16 protein-coding genes and 4 tRNA genes are annotated in these 21,077 nt (G+C 51.5%); 6 read left to right on the forward strand and 14 right to left on the reverse strand.

The window, feature by feature from the left end; translation table 11 throughout:
• Positions 1-89: 89 nt before the first annotated feature.
• The 9 genes from hflC to BZJ19_RS04155 form a co-directional block, all read right to left on the reverse strand.
• Positions 90-980 carry a protease modulator HflC gene (hflC, locus tag BZJ19_RS04115; protein WP_077457591.1) on the reverse strand — a complete coding sequence of 297 codons (891 nt, stop codon included), beginning with the start codon at positions 978-980 and terminating at the stop codon, positions 90-92.
• Positions 981-982: 2 nt separating this feature from the next.
• Positions 983-2,149, reverse strand: coding sequence for an FtsH protease activity modulator HflK (gene hflK, locus BZJ19_RS04120; RefSeq protein WP_069589710.1), 1,167 nt, complete (start codon positions 2,147-2,149; stop codon positions 983-985).
• A 49-nt stretch (positions 2,150-2,198) separates the two neighbouring features.
• The gene (hflX, locus tag BZJ19_RS04125) at positions 2,199-3,491 is read right to left on the reverse strand and encodes a ribosome rescue GTPase HflX (RefSeq protein ID WP_077674687.1); all 1,293 of its coding nucleotides are present in this window, start codon (positions 3,489-3,491) and stop codon (positions 2,199-2,201) included.
• Between the two features lie 27 nt (positions 3,492-3,518).
• Positions 3,519-3,797: an RNA chaperone Hfq gene (gene hfq / locus BZJ19_RS04130; RefSeq protein WP_069589712.1), complete on the reverse strand. Its 279-nt coding sequence runs from the start codon at positions 3,795-3,797 to the stop codon at positions 3,519-3,521.
• 77 nt (positions 3,798-3,874) lie between these two features.
• Positions 3,875-4,816 carry a tRNA (adenosine(37)-N6)-dimethylallyltransferase MiaA gene (gene miaA, locus BZJ19_RS04135; RefSeq protein WP_077674688.1) on the reverse strand — a complete coding sequence of 314 codons (942 nt, stop codon included), beginning with the start codon at positions 4,814-4,816 and terminating at the stop codon, positions 3,875-3,877.
• Positions 4,809-6,764: a DNA mismatch repair endonuclease MutL gene (gene mutL / locus BZJ19_RS04140; RefSeq protein WP_077674689.1), complete on the reverse strand. Its 1,956-nt coding sequence runs from the start codon at positions 6,762-6,764 to the stop codon at positions 4,809-4,811. Before mutL ends, miaA begins: the two co-directional genes overlap by 8 nt.
• A gap of 1 nt (position 6,765) precedes the next feature.
• On the reverse strand, positions 6,766-8,457 hold the full coding sequence (locus BZJ19_RS04145) for a LysM peptidoglycan-binding domain-containing protein (RefSeq protein ID WP_077674690.1): 1,692 nt from the start codon (positions 8,455-8,457) through the stop codon (positions 6,766-6,768).
• Position 8,458: 1 nt separating this feature from the next.
• A complete protein-coding gene (tsaE, locus tag BZJ19_RS04150; RefSeq protein WP_069589718.1) occupies positions 8,459-8,929 on the reverse strand; it encodes a tRNA (adenosine(37)-N6)-threonylcarbamoyltransferase complex ATPase subunit type 1 TsaE in 471 nt (156 codons plus the stop codon).
• Positions 8,930-8,959: 30 nt separating this feature from the next.
• A complete protein-coding gene (locus tag BZJ19_RS04155) occupies positions 8,960-10,432 on the reverse strand; it encodes a bifunctional ADP-dependent NAD(P)H-hydrate dehydratase/NAD(P)H-hydrate epimerase (protein WP_077457579.1) in 1,473 nt (490 codons plus the stop codon).
• 81 nt (positions 10,433-10,513) lie between these two features.
• On the opposite strand from BZJ19_RS04155, the gene queG reads away from it, so the two are divergent.
• On the forward strand, positions 10,514-11,641 hold the full coding sequence (gene queG / locus BZJ19_RS04160; RefSeq protein ID WP_157891156.1) for a tRNA epoxyqueuosine(34) reductase QueG: 1,128 nt from the start codon (positions 10,514-10,516) through the stop codon (positions 11,639-11,641).
• A 472-nt stretch (positions 11,642-12,113) separates the two neighbouring features.
• On the opposite strand, the gene BZJ19_RS04165 is transcribed toward queG, so the two are convergent.
• The 5 genes from BZJ19_RS04165 to orn form a co-directional block, all read right to left on the reverse strand.
• Positions 12,114-12,189: transfer RNA gene (locus tag BZJ19_RS04165), tRNA-Gly, on the reverse strand.
• Between the two features lie 18 nt (positions 12,190-12,207).
• Positions 12,208-12,283, reverse strand: a tRNA-Gly gene (locus tag BZJ19_RS04170).
• 30 nt (positions 12,284-12,313) lie between these two features.
• Positions 12,314-12,389, reverse strand: a tRNA-Gly gene (locus BZJ19_RS04175).
• A gap of 38 nt (positions 12,390-12,427) precedes the next feature.
• Positions 12,428-12,503, reverse strand: a tRNA-Gly gene (locus BZJ19_RS04180).
• 132 nt (positions 12,504-12,635) lie between these two features.
• Positions 12,636-13,181, reverse strand: a complete 546-nt coding sequence (orn, locus tag BZJ19_RS04185; RefSeq protein ID WP_077674692.1) for an oligoribonuclease — start codon at positions 13,179-13,181, stop codon at positions 12,636-12,638.
• Positions 13,182-13,260: 79 nt separating this feature from the next.
• On the opposite strand from orn, the gene rsgA reads away from it, so the two are divergent.
• From rsgA to BZJ19_RS04210, 5 genes are all read left to right on the forward strand, one after another.
• The gene (gene rsgA, locus BZJ19_RS04190; protein WP_077674693.1) at positions 13,261-14,313 is read left to right on the forward strand and encodes a small ribosomal subunit biogenesis GTPase RsgA; all 1,053 of its coding nucleotides are present in this window, start codon (positions 13,261-13,263) and stop codon (positions 14,311-14,313) included.
• Positions 14,314-14,416: 103 nt separating this feature from the next.
• Complete coding sequence (gene asd, locus BZJ19_RS04195) at positions 14,417-15,280, forward strand: archaetidylserine decarboxylase (RefSeq protein ID WP_077674694.1); 864 nt, start codon at positions 14,417-14,419, stop codon at positions 15,278-15,280.
• Positions 15,281-15,462: 182 nt separating this feature from the next.
• Entirely contained in the window at positions 15,463-16,869 is a 1,407-nt protein-coding gene (locus BZJ19_RS04200) for an SLC13 family permease (protein ID WP_077674695.1), read from the forward strand.
• Between the two features lie 235 nt (positions 16,870-17,104).
• On the forward strand, positions 17,105-18,991 hold the full coding sequence (locus tag BZJ19_RS04205; RefSeq protein WP_077674696.1) for a methyl-accepting chemotaxis protein: 1,887 nt from the start codon (positions 17,105-17,107) through the stop codon (positions 18,989-18,991).
• A gap of 179 nt (positions 18,992-19,170) precedes the next feature.
• Positions 19,171-21,048, forward strand: a complete 1,878-nt coding sequence (locus BZJ19_RS04210) for a methyl-accepting chemotaxis protein (protein ID WP_077674697.1) — start codon at positions 19,171-19,173, stop codon at positions 21,046-21,048.
• Positions 21,049-21,077 lie beyond the last annotated feature (29 nt).

Consider the following 21,077-nt stretch of genomic DNA (forward strand, 5'->3'; position numbering starts at 1 on the left):
TCCTACATTGAATCTTGCTGTGCGCGATAAGCCGAAGACAAAAAAAAGACAAGGCGCAGCGCCTTGTCTTTTCTCGCAGTTATTGCGGTTTATTTATTGATCACGTCAGGCTGCTTCATGTATTTGAAGAAGTCACTTTTTGGATCAACCACCAGCATATCGCTCTTGCTGTTGAAGCTCTTACGATAGGCTTGTAGCGAGCGAACAAAGCTATAAAACTCAGGCTCTTTCTTGAACGCGTTAGCAAATAGCTTCGCCACTTCCGCGTCAGCTTCACCACGGGTGATTCGCGCTTGACGCTCTGCTTTAGACAGAATGGTCGCCACTTCTAGCTCAGCTTGCGCGCGAATAATTTCTGCTTGCTCACGCCCTTGTGCACGATGACGACGGGCAACCGCCTCACGCTCAGCACGCATACGTGCATAAATAGACTCACTGATTTCACTCGGCAGGTTGATACGCTTGATACGCAAGTCAATCAACTCAATACCCAAATCACGTGAACCTTCGCTCGCCGCACGATCAAGGACACTTTTCATGACCTCATCACGCTTTTCAGACACGATTTCTTTAATGGTTTTGCTACCGATTTCGGCACGCAAGCCATCCGCGACACGACGCTGCAACAACGACTCGGCAGTCAGTTTGTTACCCCCACCAGTGGACAGGTAATACTGGCCAAAGTCTTTGATACGCCACTTCACGTAAGAGTCAATAATGACGTCTTTTTTCTCGGCGGTAACAAAACGGTCAGCACGGTCATCCATGGTTTGAATACGCGCATCGAGTGTATTGACGCGATCAAACAATGGCAGTTTGAAATGCAGACCCGGCTGATAGATTTTCGCCACGTCGTTATCCGCTTTAAGCACGCGCCCAAAACGGACCACGATGCTACGTTCGCCTTCACTCACCACGAAGATCGACATCAAAAAGACAACAACGGCTAGGACGACAACAGGGATCATCATCTTACGCATGCTTAGTATCTCCCTTCTCGTGATGAACCAGAACGCGGCGCCGACTCTTGCTGGGTTGGCTGTGCGCTTTGTTCAAGCTCAATACCATATTGGCTGCTCGACGTCTCTTTACGCTGGTTCGGTCCAACGGCTGCGCCTCCCATTAGCTTATCGAGTGGGAGATATAACAGATTGCTGTTGCCGCTTTGCGAATCCACCATCACCTTACTGGTGTTGCTGTAGACTTCTTCCATGGTCTGAATATACAGACGATTACGCGTCACACGTGGGGCTTCACGATACTCAGGCAAGAGTTTCTCAAATTGAGACACTTCACCTTGAGCTTCGTTAACCGTACGCTCTTTGTAACCCAATGCGGCTTTTTTCAAGGTTTCCGCACGACCGGTTGCTTTTGGCAATACGTCATTACGATACGCTTCAGCTTCACGGATAAAGCGCGCTTCATCCTCTCGTGCTGCAATCGCATCATCAAATGCGTCTTTCACTTGCTCCGGTGGGCGCGCATATTGGAAGTTCACATCTACCACCAACAGTCCCATATCGTACTTGTCGATGATTTTGTTGAGTTCTACTTGGGTACGCTCACGCACTTCTTGACGACCACGGGTGATGATATCGTCCATCAAGGAGTCACCGACCACCGCACGAAGCGCTGAATCTGTGGCTTGACGCAGGCTATCGTCAGCATTGGTTACACTGTAAAGATATTGCTGTGGATCCATCACGCGGTACTGGACGTCCATTTCAACGTTCACCACGTTCTCGTCTTTAGTCAGCATAAGGCCCGAGCTGTTCAGAGAACGGATAGATTCAACGTTGACGGTGCTGACTGTATCCACAAAGGTAGGTTTCCAGTTCAAACCAGGCTGCACGATCCGGTCATATTGTCCAAAACGCAGCACCACACCCCGCTCGGCTTCGCCGATGGTGTAGAACCCAGAGATCCCCCAAACAATTGCGCCAATCAGTGCTAGTACACCCAGACCGGCGACGCCACCTCCAAAGGATGGACCTTTGCCTTTACGGCCTCCACCGCCTAAGCCACCGAGTTTGCGGCTTAGCTTATTAAATAGTTCATCAAGATCCGGTGGGCCTTGATTCCGGCCACCACGATTGCCCCAGGGGTCTTTATCGGGACCGCCATTGTTTCCTGGCTCATTCCACGCCATTCGCGCTCTCCATCAAATTGATCTGACGATAGTTTTTTACTTTAGCAGCCTAGTCGCTGACGATAAAGTCGCCAAGGTGACTGCCTTCTCTTTTTTCCAGCCGATACCAATCTGTTTGTGGCAAACGCACATCAACGAGTAAGTGACCATCGTCTTGGTACTCCTCGTGTACAATGCAGCGCATCTGACAAAACTTACTGTGCATTCGGCCCGCTATGCTTGGTGGCAACCGCAGGCGATGTTTCACCATGGTGCCAGCCAAACGCTCGGTGAGGGCTTCAAATATCAGCGAAATTCCTTGTCCGGATAGCGCCGAGACCCATACCGCTTGTGGGATCCCCTCGTCGTCTCGTTCAATACGAGGTTCAGCGCGTTCTAGACTATCGATTTTGTTCATGACAATCAGACGAGGCACATCAGCGGCGTCAATTTCTTCTAGCACGCTGTTGACCGCTTCCATATTGTCACGGTACCTGTCATCACTGGCATCGACCACGTGCAGCAGCAAGTCCGCTTCTTGGGTTTCTTGCAAGGTTGCTTTAAATGCAGCCACCAAATCGTGCGGCAGGTGGCGAATAAAGCCCACCGTGTCGGCAAGAATTGAGGGACCAACATCCTCCACTTCAATCCGACGTAAGGTCGGATCGAGGGTGGCAAACAACTGATCCGCGGCATACACACCCGCTTCAGTGATGCGGTTAAATAACGTTGATTTCCCAGCGTTGGTATAGCCTACGAGTGAGATAGTGGGCACTTCCGCGCGCGCTCGCGCACGACGCCCCTGCTCTCGCTGCTTGGCGACTTTTTCCAACCGACGAAGAATCGCTTTTACCCGATCTCGCAATAATCGACGGTCAGTTTCCAACTGGGTTTCACCCGGCCCGCGCAAGCCAATCCCACCTTTTTGCCGCTCAAGGTGAGTCCAGCCTCGCACCAAACGCGTTGACAGGTGGCGTAGCTGGGCCAGCTCTACCTGCAACTTACCCTCATGGGTGCGTGCACGTTGGGCAAAGATGTCGAGGATCAAGCCGGTTCGGTCTAACACTCGACATTTAAATAATTGTTCCAAGTTACGCTCTTGCGCCGGTGATAATGCGTGATTGAAGATCACGACATCCGCACCGACTTGGCGTACGGTGTCGGCGACTTCTTGCGCCTTACCCTCACCGACAAAATACTTAGGATGTGGTGACTGACGGCTGCCGACAACAACTTGCAAGGCATCGACACCCGAGGACGATACCAGCATTTGAAATTCGCTGAGATCGTCCCACTCGCCATCATGGGTAAAATTGATATGAACGAGTACAGCCTGTTCACCGGCCTCGTAACGGTCAAACAAGCAAACAGCTCCTTAGCAAATGAATGCTCACTCCTCAGGTTTATCCTGCTGACGATCACCGTGTGAACGCTCGGCAGAACCCTGGTTATTGTTATGGTGGCTGACTGGACGTGCAGGCACGACGGTTGAGATCGCGTGCTTATACACCATCTGGTTAACCGTGTTTTTCAGCAGAATCACGAATTGATCAAACGATTCAATCTGGCCTTGCAACTTAATGCCATTCACCAAGTAAATGGAAACGGGAATACGCTCACGACGTAGCGCATTTAAGAATGGGTCTTGTAATGATTGCCCCTTAGCCATTATTTCTTTTCCTTATTTGTTTGTAATTGTAGTCAATCTAAGCGGTTAAGCAGCGTCCTTGTCAGGGACAGTATACATTAAGTCTCTGTCTCTGCCGCCAACGCTTTTGTCACCGTTTGTAAAGATAGTGACGGCGAGTCACTATCAAGCCAAGTCACATTTTCCCAGCCGCGAAGCCAAGTAATCTGACGTTTGGCCAACTGGCGCGTCGCGCAAATCCCACGATAAACGGCTTCTTCATGGGTGCAGCGTCCGGCCAAATAATCCCACATCTGGCGATACCCCACGCAACGAATCGACGGTAAATCCGGATGCAGATCACCTCTTTCGTACAGCGTGCGTACCTCCTGTTCAAACCCCGCCTCGACCATCTTGGCAAAGCGAAGTTCGATGCGGCGATGCAACTCCCCTCGATCCTGAGGAGTGATTGCGAATTGGTGAACCTGATACGGCAAAGGATCACCTTTTTTCTCAGTTAGCGCCGTTAATGTGTGTCCGGAAATCCGGAATACTTCTAACGCACGCATGATACGCTGCGGATCATTAGGGTGGATCCGCGCGCCCGCAACAGGATCAATATGGCATAACTGCTGATGCAATGCCTCCCAACCGTGCTGCTGCGCCTCTTGTTCAATCGCGTCGCGCACCTCAGGATCTGCACTGGGTAGCGGTGATAATCCCTCGAGCAACGCTTTAAAGTACAACATTGTGCCCCCCACCAGCAGCGGGATTTTGCCTTGGGCAACAATCTCTGACATCGCGGTGAGCGCATCGTCACGAAAGTCGGCCGCCGAATAGGCTTGCGACGGATCGCGAATATCAATTAGGCGATGCGGGGCCTGAGCCAATTCATCAGCCGTTGGTTTGGCAGTACCAATGTCCATACCGCGGTAAATCAATGCCGAATCCACACTAATAATTTCCACCGGCAATGTTTTACGTAACGCTATAGCCAGATCCGTTTTTCCTGAGGCAGTCGGCCCCATCAGAAAAATGGCCTTGGGCAACGGATTAGTCATGCTGTAATGCTTCTATCGCTGTGGTCAAGTCAAGACGTTTAAACACGCGCTGATAGCCATGCTGTAACGCCTCGCCCTGCCAATATTGTTCAATTTCCGAAACGGTCTGTACCGCTTGCGCAAGGCTGACGTGATCCGATGCTACTGTCAACTGCTTTGCCAGCCAACTCCACATGCTTGAGCTGTGATCTTCATGGGGTTGATCTGGGGTTAATGACAATAAAAATGCCAACAAGTCAGGAATAAAAGCTTGAAGGTTGGACTGGCGCAGTGGCTGACACACTGTCATGACCATCAACTGTTGTCCTTTTACCTTTATATGGATCCCAAAGCGCCCTAATAAGGTTTGATAGTGCTCAACCACCTCACATTCTTGAGGCGACGCCGACATCCGCTGCGGGATCAATAGCGGCTGTGCTACTAACCCTTCATCAAGGGCGGGTCGCAACGCTCCCTGCTGACGCCATGTCTGCAAGGCTTGATAGTCCGCCAGCCACAATGCATCACCGTGTGCGATCAGTACATAGTGACCGTGAGTCACGGCAAGCACTTTGCCTAACCCGCTTTCTGTACGAGCGGGCCGATCGCTGACATCGGCGACCGCTGTCTCCACCGTTGGCACAGCCTCAGACGCGGCTGGGGCTGATGTTTCAGAGAGTGTGGTCTGCGCGTGCGGCTTTTGTTCTGACGCGTAAGGCGTCATCAGTGCCTGATACGCTTGTGTCGCCTTTTTGGATGGTGGCGCGGGTTGCGAGGAAAACGCGCGACTCCCCGACCATTCGCCTGATTGCCCACCCTCGCGGGCTGGTTCCGTGCGCTGGCCGGGATAATCGGGAAAACGGTTCACCGCGGTTTGGTAATCACTGGCCACCGCAGATGGCCGTGTCTGATAGCTAGCCTGTTCGCGGACCTCACCGGTTTCATTGTCCACTCCCTCTAAGGCGGGGGAACTGGCCTGCTGTAACGCATCAAAAATGGCTTGGAACATAAAGTCATGCACCAAGCGGGCTTGATGGAATCGCACTTCATGCTTCGCGGGGTGTACATTCACATCCACTTGGTGCGGATCCACATCAATGTAAAGAACAAACGCCGCATATTGGTCAGGGGCAAGGCTTTGCTCATAGCCTTGACGAATCGCATGGTTAATCAGCTTGTCTTTCATCATCCGCTGATTGACAAAGCAGTGCTGCATATCGTTTTGCTGACGCGCACCTTCTGGCGTACAAATCCATCCCCGAAGCGTCATATCATGATGGGTCAGCTCCACGCGCAACGCATGATCAACAAACTTTTGCCCACACACCGCTTTGAGACGACGTACTGGATCGCCCTGTTCAGGCACTCGCCGATACTGACGCACAGGCGTACCGTTGTGACGCAAGTTAATGGTGATATCGAAACGGCTCAGTGCAATACGGCGCAACAGCTCATCAATATGGCCAAATTCGGTTTTCTCGGTACGTAGAAACTTACGTCGTGCGGGTGTATTGAAAAACAAGTCAACCACTTCCACGGTACACCCCACAGGATGCGCCGCAGGCTTAACACTCACGGCCATATCACGGCCTTCGGCATACGCTGACCACGCTTCTTGCTGTTCAGCAGGACGCGAGGTGATGGTCAGGCGAGAAACGGAGCTGATACTCGCCAGCGCCTCGCCACGAAAGCCTAAACTCATGATCGCTTCGAGATCATCCAAGGTGTGGATTTTTGAGGTGGCATGACGGCTTAACGCCAACTGCAAATCTGCTTTACTAATTCCGCTACCGTTATCACGCACACGGATCAGCTTACTGCCGCCTTTTTCAATATCGATATCGATACGGGTCGCGCCCGCATCAATACTGTTCTCGACCAACTCTTTGACCACAGACGCTGGTCTTTCGACCACTTCACCCGCGGCGATTTGGTTGGCCAAGCGAGCCGGTAAAATCTGAATGGCCATATCAACTTCCCGGAATGATTAACGTCTGCCCCACCGCCAAGGTGTCAGAGCGCAGCGAGTTGGCTTGCCGCAAGCTTTCAATGGTCACGCCATAATTCGCGGCGATTTTTCCTAAGTACTCGCCACGTTTGACTTTGTGCTTGCGATCCGGCGTCGTGGCACCGGGAATCGACAGTTTTTGCCCAACCCAAAGCGTATCCGATTTCAGACTATTGGCTCGGCGAATGGTACTGACCGACACCTGATAGTGCTCGGCAATCTTGCCCAGAAACTCGCCGCGGCTCACGGTATGGGTAACCGTACGCGTCGAAGAGGCAGCGTTATCCCCCTTACCGGCGAGTTTAGCGACATCGACATTAGGGATAGACAGCACTTGCCCGACCCGCAACGTGTTGGAGCTTAGTCCATTGGCGGATTTAATCGCCGCGACCGAGCTTTGGTATTTATTGGCGATCAAAGACAACGACTGCCCCGCCGTGACAGTATGTTTTACCCCATTTTTACGGGCAGCGAATAAGGTGCCATCGGGCGGGAAATGTTCAAAATAATTACGGATCCCGTGATAGACCGCATCGGCAAGCCGGCGCTGGTGATCCCGTTGGAACAGGAGTCGCTCTTCCTGTGGATTAGAAATAAACCCTGTTTCAATTAGCAACGAGGGAATATCAGGCGATTTGAGGACAGCCAAACTGGCGTGCTCAGGGCTCGATTTATGCAGCTTGGTGACTTTACCCAATTCTTTAAGCACCCGAGTCGCCACGTTATAGCCTTCTTTTTGCGAGTTGCTGAACTGCAAATCCAGCACCGCGCGACTGAGGTATTCATCTTCGTTGTTTTGCGCTAATAAGGACCCACCACCCAATAGATTGGACTGCTCTTCGTGCCTTTCAATCCAGCGACCAATTTCACTGTTCGCGCGGCGACGAGATAGCACCCATACCGACGCCCCTCGTGGTTGAGGCTTGTGGAAACCATCGGCATGAATCGAAACCAATAAGTGGGCTTTGTGCTGGCGGGCAATCTCTGAGCGCCGATTCAAATCGACAAAGTAATCACCGGTGCGCGTGAGTACCGCTCGCATCCCAGGAACCGCATTAATGCGGGCGGCGGTTTGCTTGGCGATCGCCAGCGTGACGTATTTTTCAAATTTTCGTGTCGGGCCAACCGCGCCCGGGTCGTTGCCACCATGACCGGCATCGATCGCCACGACGATGTCATCGGTGCCAAACGGCAACGCGGCCACCGTTTCTCGACGCTTCTTTTCCGCGGCACTCAAGTCGGGTTTATTCTTATCGACTTTATCAGGATGAGGCAAATCCACCACCAAGCGGTGGCCATACTCGCCACCCGGAGCCAAAGCGAAGATGTGCGGCTTGGCCGCGTCTTTTAACTCAAATACCAATCGATAGGTGGACTTGGCAGGCGGGCTACTTTTGCGAATTTTAGTCAGTATATCGCTGCCTTTGACCGGCTTTGGGAGCGAGGTCGCCAGCGAGCTCTGCTTTAAATCAATGACCAAACGGTCAGGTCGAGTCAGTGAAAAGTAACTAAAGTCTGGCGTATCCGCTAAATCGACCACGACCCGTGTTTCATTAGGCGCAGGCCAAACGCGAATATTTTCAATCTGATTGGCCCAGCCTGTTACGCTGAACAGACCCGCGATCATCAAGGTGCATAGCCGCTGCCACATCATGCTAGTCATCCCATTCTAAGCGATTGATAACCGACACACCGACTTCGGTGTTCGCGGTCAGCGCCACCGTGCGTTGCTCGCCGTCATACTGCAAAGTGATATCAAGATCAGCATGAGGTAACCAGCCCTGCCCTTTTTCCGGCCATTCAATCAGGCACAGCGCCTGTTCATTGAAATAATCCCGAATCCCCATAAATTCCAACTCTTCTGGGTCAGCCAAGCGGTACAGGTCAAAGTGATAGACCTGCCAAGGCGGGAGCTGGTAAGGCTCGACCAAGGTATACGTCGGACTTTTGACGTTACCCGTATGACCCATTGCTTGAACAAATCCGCGACAAAACGTCGTTTTTCCTGCGCCCAGATCGCCATGTAAATAACAGGTTGTGCTTTGCGTACAAGCACGGGCCAACGCTGCCCCAAGGGCAACAGTACTGTCGGCGTCTGCCAACTGGGTATGAAAAGTTTGGGTCATGCTACTACTGCGTCTCGTCTGTTGGCTTTATTAATCGATCAATCGCTGTAACTCGGGTAATAAATCACTGGCAAGCAAACCACGTTCGCCGGCAAGTGCCGCTTGGTCACCGGCTTTACCATGAAGATAGCAGCCCATGGCCGCTGCATGAAATAAATCAACGCCTTGAGCGATAAAGCTGCCAATAACGCCAGATAACACATCGCCCATGCCGCCAGATGCCATGCCCGGATTCCCCACATTGGCTACAGCATAATCTGTGCCATCATATACGATCGTGCCTGCGCCTTTAAGTACTACTACCCCGCCGTAGCGTGTCTGGATAGCTTTGACGGCGGCGAAGCGATCGAGTTCCACATCCGCCACTTCACAGCCCAATAAACGAGCAGCTTCTCCCGGATGGGGGGTTAATACCCAGTCGTCTCGCTGTTGCGGATGGCGGGCGAGTTTATTGAGTCCATCGGCATCAATCACTTTAGTACCACGCGCTCCAACCGCGATTTTCCACAGCGCGTCAGACCACGCACTGCTGCCAAGCCCAGGGCCAATCACCAAGTTTGTCGCCCATTCCAGAGCCTCACTCAGTGACTGCCCGGGAGCCCAACCTTGGGTCATTAATTCGGGTTGACGCGTCACCAACATCAGAGTGTGATCCGCTTGGGTCACGACTTTGACTAACCCCGCTCCCGTCCGCAATGCTGCCTGTGCTGACAACGTCACCGCACCGGCCATACCATGATCGCCGCCCAAACAAAGCACCCGACCGAACTGGCCTTTGTGCGCAGTGCGATCACGTTTGGGAAGATACCGTTGGCAAAGATCATCACTCATCAGCCAGCCGGCAGCTTGTGTCTGACGACCAAAGGCGGTGGCAACATTCAACCCAGCAAAAACAAGCTCGCCTCGGTGTGACATCGCTTTACCGGTCACTAACCCTTGTTTGAGCGCGATCAGCGTCACCGTAATGGTCGCATTGATTGCACACCCTTTGACACAGCCACTATCTGCGCACAGCCCCGAGGGAATATCGACGGCAATCACAGGCACTTGGCTTTGATTGATGCGCGAGATCGCTTCGGCATAATCCCCCGTCACCGCACGGGAGAGGCCTGTGCCGAGGATCGCATCCACAATCACATCAAATTGTTGCATGGTCGGTGCGCTGGAGACATTGGTGCCCCCGCAATCCCGCCACTCCTGAAACGCAGTGGCCGCATCCCCGGTCAGCCGCTCTGGATCGCCTAACGCCCACACGGTAACGTTCAATCCCGACGATTTAGCCAGCCGAGCAATCACATAACCATCGCCCGCATTATTGCCCACCCCACACACAATCAATATCCGTGCGGCATTCGGATAACGCTGCGCTAACGTGTCAAAAACGGCTTGTCCGGCGCGGAGCATTAACTGGTACATCGGGATCTCAAGGGCCTTCGCTACGGCAATCTCACCCTCACGGACTTGCTCTGCACGATAAAAACTCTGTGGTAAACTTGCTGCCATCGAATGCCTCCATTCATTGTGCTTGCACCACTTCACGGCCCAGGATTTCTCGCTATGTCGCACCCCACGCCCGATGCTTCAATTGATTTCAACCAATTAGCCCAACGTATCAAGCAATGGGGACAAGCGCTAGGCTTCCAGCATGTGGGGATCACGGATGTTGATCTTACGCAACATGAAGCGCAACTGCAGCGTTGGTTAGATCTGGGATATCACGGTGAGATGGATTGGATGGCGCGTCACGGCATGATGCGCGCGCGTCCACAAGAGTTGGTGCCCGGCACCGTACGCGTGATCAGTGTAAGGATGAACTACTTGCCGCCTAACGCGGGCTTTGCCACCACATTAGCCAATCCAACGCTGGGGTATGTGAGTCGCTACTCGCTGGGGCGGGATTATCACAAATTGATCCGGAACCGCCTCAAAAAGTTGGGCCAACAGATTGAGGCTGAAGTGGGCCTATACGGATATCGTCCTTTTGTCGACTCTGCCCCTATTTTGGAACGCCCGCTCGCGGAGAAAGCCGGCCTCGGCTGGACAGGTAAGCACTCGCTGATCCTCAACAAGGAGACAGGATCTTGGTTCTTTCTCGGCGAGTTATTGGTCGATCTTCCTTTGCCGGTCGATACACCGGTCGAAAACCAGTGCGGCAAATGTGTAGCCTGCATGACCAGTTGCCCAACCCAAGCAATCGTCGCAGAAGGCGTGGTCGATGCACGTCGCTGTATCTCTTATCTCACGATTGAGTACGATGGCGTGATCCCACTCGAGTTTCGTCATGCCATCGGTAACCGTATTTATGGCTGCGATGACTGCCAACTGGTGTGTCCATTTAACCGCGATGCAGAATTAACCCTAGAGGCCGATTTTCATTGTCGCCCAAGCCTTGAGCAGCAGCCACTCACGACCCTTTTTAACTGGGATGAAGACACGTTTTTGTCCCTGACGCAGGGGTCAGCGATTCGACGGATTGGCATACGGAAATGGCGGCGTAATCTCGCGATCGCGATGGGGAATGCCCCCTATGATGAAGATATCGTCAACAGCCTGTCTGCACGACTCGGTGAAGATGACTTAGTTGATGAACATATTCAGTGGGCACTTGGCGAACAAGAGAAAAAGCGACTACAACTAAATGTGCAGCTTTTACCTACTGGCACCAAACGCTTGGTGCGCATTATCGAAAAAGGCCTGCCTAGAGACGCTTAACCAGCGGTTTATCACGGAAAGATGACAGTATTCACACAATGTGGAAAAGTATACAAGCAAGCGCAATTTTGGTGCACTTCTTGATAGTTAAACACATTGGCGGTGCATTAAGCGAGCAAGATCACGGAAGTGAATAAGATTGTGGAAAAGCGTTAGGTAAACTGGAAGAAAAACACAAAAAACTACTAATAATCAGAAACTTGGGCTTTAAGTGTGTCGATCGGCACCGTACTACAAATAAAAGAGACCTGATCAATATCTCACCACCCTCTCTCGTCGGCAAGAATTCATCAACTAGTTTATCCACAAGCATAGATCTGTGGATAACTCTGTGCAATAACTGACGAAACCGCGCTATCACGCCGCCTTGAGAAAGGTTTAACGAAATAGTTAGCGAAAAATCAGGAATGATGCTTCACAGCATTAAAGAGAACGTTATAAAAAACGTTGCACTGGTGTTTAACCAAGTGATTGGAGCGACACACGAGGTTCGAACTCGTGACCTCAACCTTGGCAAGGTTGCGCTCTACCAGCTGAGCTAGTGTCGCTTATACCGAGTTGTAATTTGGAGCGACATACGAGGTTCGAACTCGTGACCTCAACCTTGGCAAGGTTGCGCTCTACCAGCTGAGCTAATGTCGCATTGCCGATGCGTTACATCGAATTTTAAATTGGAGCGACACACGAGGTTCGAACTCGTGACCTCAACCTTGGCAAGGTTGCGCTCTACCAGCTGAGCTAGTGTCGCTTAGATCGACCTGATCCACATCAGATCGATTTTTAATTTGGAGCGACATACGAGGTTCGAACTCGTGACCTCAACCTTGGCAAGGTTGCGCTCTACCAGCTGAGCTAATGTCGCCTTCAACAGACGTTTCACGTCGTTAGGGCTGCGAATTATACGAAGAAAAAACCGGGTTGCAAGTGCTGACGAGCAAAATTTTGGTTTTTTCTTTTGATCGCTCAAAAGAACACCAGATCGATGAAAATAAAATCAGATCGTCAGGATCCTTTCGCGATAGAACCGTAATTCTGCAATTGATTCACGGATATCGTCAAGCGCTAAGTGCGTTCCCTGCTTCGAAAAGTCATTCAATATCTCAGGCTTCCAGCGCCGGACTAATTCCTTCAAGGTACTGACATCCACGGTGCGATAGTGGAAATAGCGCTCTAGTGCTGGCATGTGGCGATACAGAAAGCGTCGATCTTGCCCCACGCTGTTCCCACAAATCGGTGAAGCGCCTTCTGGTACCCACTGCGATAAAAAGGCCAGAGTTTGATCGATGGCATCTTGCTCACTAATGGTGCTCTGCTCGACGCGCGCTACTAATCCCGATTGAGTATGGGTGCGGGTACACCAGTCATCCATTTTGTCCAGTTCGCTTTGTGGCTGAGAAATCGCTAATACCGGCCCTTCTGCCAACACATTGAGCTGTGCATCGGTGACAATTGTCGCGATCTCAATGATCTTATGGGTGTCGGGATCTAATCCAGTCATTTCCAGATCAATCCAGATTAAATTGTTTTCACTGAACGCCATTGAACTTGCCTTTTTTATGCGTAAACCATGTATCATACTGTGCTTGATATGAAAGCCAACTTAACCGATAAGAGTCATCGTGGCAAAAAAGAAAAAGCTTACCAAAGGCCAACTACGGCGCGTGCGATCCAACCAACAACGTCGGATCAAACAGCAAGATAATGATGTGCAATGGGATGACGCGCTGCTGGAAAATGCACGCGAGGGACGTGTGATCACGCGATTTGGCCAGCACGCTGATATCGAGGATCCGCAAACTGGGATCATCCATCGCTGCAATCTGCGTCGTACCGTGCAAAGCTTGGTAACTGGCGACCGTGTGGTTTGGCGTCCGGGAAAAGAAACCCTGCATGGCATAGCCGGCGTTGTCGAGGCCGTGCATGAACGCCAATCGGTCCTGACCCGTCCCGACTACTATGATGGCGTGAAACCCGTTGCCGCCAATATCGATCAAGTGATCATCGTGGCCGCGATTTTGCCCGAGTTATCACTGAATATTGTTGATCGTTATTTGATTGCCTGCGAAGTCTTGAATGTTCGTCCCCTGATCGTCATCAACAAGATCGACTTGTTGGATAGTGAAGGACGTGAAATGGTGGACGAATTACTCGACATCTATCGCGATATTGGCTATTCCATCGTATTGGTAAGCGCCGATACAGGCGAAGGGATGGAGGCGCTAGAACGCCATCTCGAACAACATGTGAGTGTCTTTGTCGGCCAGTCCGGTGTGGGAAAATCAAGCTTGGTCAATACGCTACTACCGGATGTGGATGCGCAAATTGGTGACGTCTCTGAAAACTCAGGGTTGGGCCAACATACCACCACCGCCGCGCGTTTGTATCATTTTGACCAAGGGGGCGATCTTATTGACTCCCCTGGCGTGCGAGAATTTGGTTTATGGCATTTAGAGCCGGAACAAATCGCACAAGGCTTTGTCGAATTTCGCGACTATCTGGGTGGCTGTAAATTCCGTGATTGTAAGCACGGCGATGATCCAGGTTGCTTGTTGAGACAAGCCGTGGAAGATGGCCATATTAGTGTCGAGCGGTTTGATAGCTATCACCGCATTATCGAGAGCATGAAAGAAGCCAAAGATAACCGTCAGTTTTCACGTAACAAGCAAAACTGATCTAACAACGCGCCTCTGTCACTTCGTCACCGGATTGGCTACACTGCGCGGCTTAGCCGCTGCAAGGCGCGTATAACACTCTTTAACCATTCAGGACATAACCGTGCGAGACGATTTGAAAGTCGGCCTGCAATATATAGCGCCGAAACATGCCCTTACCCGAATGATGGGGAAACTAGCCAGCCTCAAAGGCGGATGGTTGACCACTGCTGTGATCAAATGGTTTATCAAGCAATATCAGGTCGACATGAGTGAGGCCAAAGTCAGTGATCCTGGCTACTATCGCTCCTTTAACGACTTTTTCGTGCGAGAGCTAAAGCCCGCATTACGCCCCATTGATGGCGATACAGAGACATTGGTCTACCCCGCCGATGCGTGCGTCAGTCAAGCAGGATTGATTGAGCAAGGACGTATTATCCAAGCCAAGGGCCACTCGTTTGACGTGACTGAACTCGTCGGTGGCGATCAAGCCCTTGCCGACCAGTTTAAAGAGGGTCACTTTGCCACCCTTTACTTGTCACCGCGTGACTATCACCGTGTGCACATGCCATGTGATGCCGTGTTGCGTGAAATGGTCTACATCCCCGGCGATTTGTTTTCCGTCAATCCACTGACGGCAGAGAACGTGCCGAACTTGTTTGCCCGTAACGAGCGTGTAGTGTGTGTTTTTGACACTGAATTTGGGCCTATGGTGCAAGTTTTGGTGGGCGCAACTATTGTGGGCAGTATTGCCACTACATGGGCAGGAACCGTCACCCCGCCAACCGGAGGGAGCATTCGCCGTTGGGAATACCCGACAGAAGGCGAACAAGCTATCCGCTTCGCTCAGGGTGATGAAATGGGTCTATTTAAACTCGGCTCAACCGTGATTAACCTGTTCCCAGCAGGAGCAGTCCGGTTCCACGATGACGTCGCCCCCGGCACCCCAACACAAATGGGACAGCCTTACGCGCACCGTCAGGCATAACAGCTGAAAATTGTGAGATAAGGGGCATTTATGCCCCTTTTTTGTCGCCAAATTCGGAGATTTTTCCCGTTAATTCCCTCTTAAATCCGTATCATTGATCCCATCAATACACCTGTGATGCATCGGCGTGCTGGCGCATGGTCAGCCCGCACTCACAACATCAACCCTTATGAGGCGTATTTGTGGTCAATGCTCGTTTTACTAAGTTACTTGTCTCGCTCGGGCTGCCATTGTTGCTGCTCCTACTTCCAACCGACTGGTTACCTATCGCCAACCTCACTTTGATTCAACACCGTTTATTGGCGATCTTCTTGATGGCGGCCTTGCTGTGGGTTCTTGAACCTGTGCCAGTATTTTCAACCTCTTTGCTGATCATTACTCTGCAATTGGTGATGATCTCCGATAAAGGCTTACACTGGTTTCGCGGCGAAACTGCGCATCATCCGCGGGGCGAATTGATCCCTTATACCGATATTCTCAGCGCCTTTTCTTCCCCCATCATCATTTTGTTTATGGGGGGCTTCTCGCTGGCTATTGCTGCTTCCAAATATGAGTTAGATATCAATCTTGCCCGCGTATTACTCAAACCCTTTGGCAAGCACCCCAAATTTATCATGCTGGGTTTGATGCTTATCACCGCCGTGTTCTCAATGTTCATGTCCAATACCGCCACCACGGTGATGATGCTGGCGCTACTGGCACCGATTTTGAGTGTACTCCCGAAAGGCGATCCTGCGATTAAAGCCTTGGTCTTGTGTATTCCAGTGGCCGCCAATACCGGTGGAATCGCAACGCCTATCGGGACGCCGCCCAACGCCATTGCTCTACAGTATCTCACAGGCGAATACAGCATCTCATTTCTGGGGTGGWTGCAAATGGGCCTACCCTTTGTGGTGATCCAATTGGCGTTTGCATGGTGGTTACTACAGCGCTTATTCCGCAGTCCACAAACCGAAATCACACTGGCACTGGAAGGCAAATTTCTACGAGGTTGGCAAGCGTATACCGTCTATGCCACCTTTGCGCTGACCATTGCGCTGTGGCTAACCACCAGCCTACATGGCATGAATACCTATGTGGTCGCGGTGATCCCGCTCGCGTTGTTTACACTGACAGGGATCATGGGCAAGGCCGAGTTAAAGCTGATTAATTGGGATGTCCTTTGGCTCGTCGCCGGCGGGATTGCGATGGGTATTGCGCTAGACGAAACCGGCCTTGCTGCCGCATTAGCGCATGCCGTGGACTACAGCGTATTAACGGCCATGACAGTATTGGTCACCCTATCCATTATTTGTTGGCTCATGGCAAACTTTATGTCGAATACCGCAACAGCTAACTTATTGATGCCTATTGCGGCAGCCATTGCCGCTTCCATGCCATCACTAGTGAATGTGGGTGGCATGCAAGGATTGCTCGTCGTGGTGGCTTTCTCAGCTTCATTAGGGATGATTCTGCCAGTATCTACCCCGCCCAACTCTTTGGCGTATTCCACCGGCTTCATCGACAGTCGTGATTTGGTCAAAGTCGGTACGATTCTTGGGATCAGTGGCTTGGTCTTGGTCTATGCGGCCGTACTCGCGCTAACATAAGCGTAACACCTCAATATCAGCAAGGGTTGTTTACGTTGCCCCCAAAATAAACAACCATCTGTTTTGTCAGTGTTAAAAATGTGATAACTAGAATAATGTGCATGATAGCGGCCACTGGTGCCGCTTTGCACAAGGATTTTTTTATAAATTTATTATCACCCCTGACTCAAGCTTTCTACAATTAAGCAAATACTCAATAAAAGAGTCGTAAACGTGGTAGTACGAGGGACGTTTCATGAAATTCACCATTAAGACCAAAATATTGCTTGCTGTTGCTTTGGTCGTGGCTTTAGTTAGCGCGGTTCAAGCGTGGTTCTCCGTGACCCAGCTGAAAGACGAGACACAACAAAGTGTCACTGCTCAAATGCGCGACATCGCCTTATCCACCAGTAACTTTATTGACGAGTGGCTGGATATTCGCAGTAAAATGCTTCTAGCCAATGTGCCACTCATTGCCAGCCAATCCAATGTGGATCGCGAACTGCTCTTGACCAAACGGCAGGGCAACTTCCTGACCGTCTACGCAGGTTTTTCTGACGGTTCGGTCGCATTCGGGGATAAAACCGAAACCTGGCCGGCTAACTACGACCCTCGGACTCGCCCATGGTATAAGCAAGCAAGCGCAGCGGACGGCTTAATCATCACGCCACCCTATGTAGACGCCAATGGCGCAGGAATGGTCATTAGCTTTGCCAAAGCTTTTAACGACCGTTACCAAGGTGTGATAGCGGCCGATCTATCGGTCAATGCCATTGTTGAAGAAGTGCTCAACGTCAAAATGCCGAATAACGGTTTCGCGTTTCTCGTAGACAGCAACAATAACGTTGTAGCCTACCGTGACACCGCGCTCAGTAATAAACCCCTCACCCAAGTCGATGATGAACTCACGCCTGCTTTTATCCAACAGGCGCGCAGTAGTGATTCACTACAGACCATCGATTTTGATGGTGATGGTCGCGAAAAGCTGGTCGCCGTCACTCATGTCGAAGGGGCTAACTGGAGTTTAGGGGTGGTGCAAGACAGGGAGCTCGCCTTTGCATCCGTGTCTGAACAAATTATTTCGACCCTCATCACGTCTGTGATTCTGTTTGTCATCATTGCCCTGATTGCCGGTGCGCTTATCCATCGCATGTTGGCGCCGCTAACCCAATTAACGCACGCGGTCAGCTCACTGTCGAAAGGGAGCGGTGACCTCACTCAACGCCTCGATATTGTGCGTCATGATGAGATTGGTGAACTGGCTGGCCATGTCAACGCGTTTCTGGAACAACTGCAATCCATGATTGGTCGTAGCGTCTCGCAAAGTGTGGCGCTTTCAGAGCGTGCTGAGCAATGTCGAGAACTGGCACACCAATCAAGCGGCTTAGTCGGTCAGCAGCAAGGCGATGTGGATCAAATTGCCACCGCCATTCACGAAATGTCCACTACCGCCAATGAAGTCGCCAGCAATGCCGAGCTGACGGCACGCTCCGCGCAAGATGCAGAAAGTGCCTGCCGTGATGGGCTCTCCGTGGTGGAAGATAACCGTAAGGCGATCACCCAGTTGGCTGAACACGTGGATCAAGCCACCAACGTGATTCGCGAACTAGACACCAACTCACAAAGCATCAACCAAATTATCTCAACCATTCAAGATATCGCCGAGCAAACCAACTTGTTGGCCTTGAACGCCGCGATTGAGGCCGCCCGTGCCGGTGAACAAGGGCGAGGCTTTGCGGTCGTCGCCGATGAGGTGCGCGTGCTGAGTCAGCGTACCCATGACTCCACCGAAGAGATCCGCAATATGATTGAAACGCTGCAAAGTACAACACAGCGTGCGGTAGATGGTATGACACAAAGTAACGAAATGGCGACCTCCAGTGTCGAACGGGCTGCGTCAGCCAGTGACAAACTGAACGAGATCACCCGTGCGATTGGGGACATTTCCGAAATGGCAGCACAAATTGCCAGTGCGGCAGAGGAACAGCGGGCCGTCACCGAAGACATCAACCGAAATACCCAAGCCGTGCGTGATTTGTCACTGGAGATCCATCAAAAATCGACTGATACCGGTGAGCAAGGGGAATATATGGCCAACGCCGCACAAGAAATGCATGGTGACTTGTCCAAATTCAAAGTCTAGTCCAACCGGCAGCCTATCCACGTAGGCTGCCTCCTCCATCCACTGGCAGTAAGATCACAAATCCCACACCTCTCTGCCTCTTTTCACTGCGCACTGACACAAATTGCATAACTGATCGGATTTTACTGCAAACGACACGTTTACAATCAATCTAATCTCTTAGATGTGGAAATGTGTCTATGCCCAAACCAACCATAAAACTGAAAATCATTGTGGCCATCGCCTTGATCGTGGCCTTGGTCAGTGCGGTGCTTGCCACCATTTCAGTCAGACAATTACAAAACGAGACCACCAGCAGCATCACTAAACAGATGCAAGACGTCGGCGATGCCACCGCACAGTTCATCGATAGCTGGCTAAGCACCCGTGCGGATATGTTGTTGGCCAATGAATCCTTGATTGCCAATCAACCCAATGTTGACCGTGAGTTGCTCGTAACCAAGCGCGCCGGACACTTTTTGTCTGTCTATGCAGGGTTCAGTGATGGTCGTATCGCATATGGCGACAAAAGCGAAGATTGGCCTGCAGATTACGATCCTCGCACTCGCCCTTGGTATAAGAACGCCAATCAGAGCAGCGAGCTGATTATTACCGAGCCTTATCAAGACTTTGATGGCAGTCTCGTGGTCAGCTTAGCGAAATCCTTTAATGGCCGCTATCAAGGGGTGATTGCCGCTGACGTGACCGTCACCGACATTGTCGATCAGGTCCTAAACCTTAAGCTCAGCAATGGTTTTGCGTTTTTAGTCGATGGCAGCAACAGTATTGTCGCTTACCGTGATACCGAACTCAGTCGACAGCCTCTCACCGAGCTCGATGCGGAACTGACGCCAGCGTTTATAGACAGTGCCAGTCGTCAGGGCAAGCTGGTAGCCTTTGATTTAAATGGTGAAGACAAGTTGCTCGCAGCCATTGACGTGCCGAATACCGATTGGACCTTGGGGATTGTCGAAGATAAGAGCGACGCCTATGCCTCCGTATCGGAGCAAATCACCTTTGTGGTGGTCGCCTCCGTGATCCTCTTTATCGTGATCGCTTTTATTGCTGGTGCCTTAATCAAACAGCTCCTGAAGCCATTAAGCGAGTTAACCGGCGCCGTCCATACCCTCTCCGCGGGTGAAGGCGATCTGACCCAACGCATTAATATTGTTCGTCAGGACGAAATTGGTGAACTGGCCGAATACATGAACGCCTTTCTCGCTCAACTTCAGCAAATGGTCGGTAAAGCGGTCAATCAGAGCATGACGCTGTCTCAAAGCGCAGAAGAGTGTCGCACGCATGCCCTGCAATCAAGCCAATTGGTCGATAAGCAGCAAAATGATGTTGACCAGATTGCCACGGCTATCCATGAGATGTCCGCAACCGCCAATGAAGTGGCCAGTCACGCTGAAGACACCGCTACCTCCGCCCAACAAGCCGAACAATCGTGCCAAGAAGGGTTAAGTGTGGTGAGCGATAATCGAAATGCGATCACCCAATTGGCCGATCAAGTGGAGCGTGCCACCAATGTCATTCGTGAATTGGATGAAAATGCTCAGAGCATCAACCAAATCATTGCGACCATTCAAGGTGTAGCGGAACAGACCAACTTGTTGGCATTGAACGCCGCCATCGAAGCAGCACGCGCGGGTGAACAAGGGCGTGGGTTTGCTGTTGTGGCCGATGAAGTACGAGTGCTCAGCCAGCGCACCCATGACTCAACCGAAGAAATTCGCAACATGATTGAGACCTTGCAGCACACCACCCAACGTGCGGTGGATGACATGATGCAAAGTAATAATATGGCGACATCGAGTGTTGAGCGGGCAGAAGCGGCCAGCGAGCGACTCAATCAGATCACCACAGCAATCAGTACGATTTCTGAAATGGCGATCCAAATTGCCAGCGCCGCAGAAGAGCAACGTGCGGTGACTGACGATATCAACCGGAACACCCAAGCGGTGAAAGATCTCTCCTACGAGATCCACCAACAAGCAAGTGCAACCGGGGACCAAGGCGAAAGTATGGCGCAAGCAGCACGTGACATGCACCAAGACCTGTCAAAATTTAAAGTCTAGGTGAGTGCCCTTTCCTTTCAAACGCCACC

It is taken from the genome of Salinivibrio proteolyticus (assembly GCF_001996165.1).
Taxonomy (GTDB): Bacteria; Pseudomonadota; Gammaproteobacteria; order Enterobacterales; family Vibrionaceae; genus Salinivibrio; species Salinivibrio proteolyticus.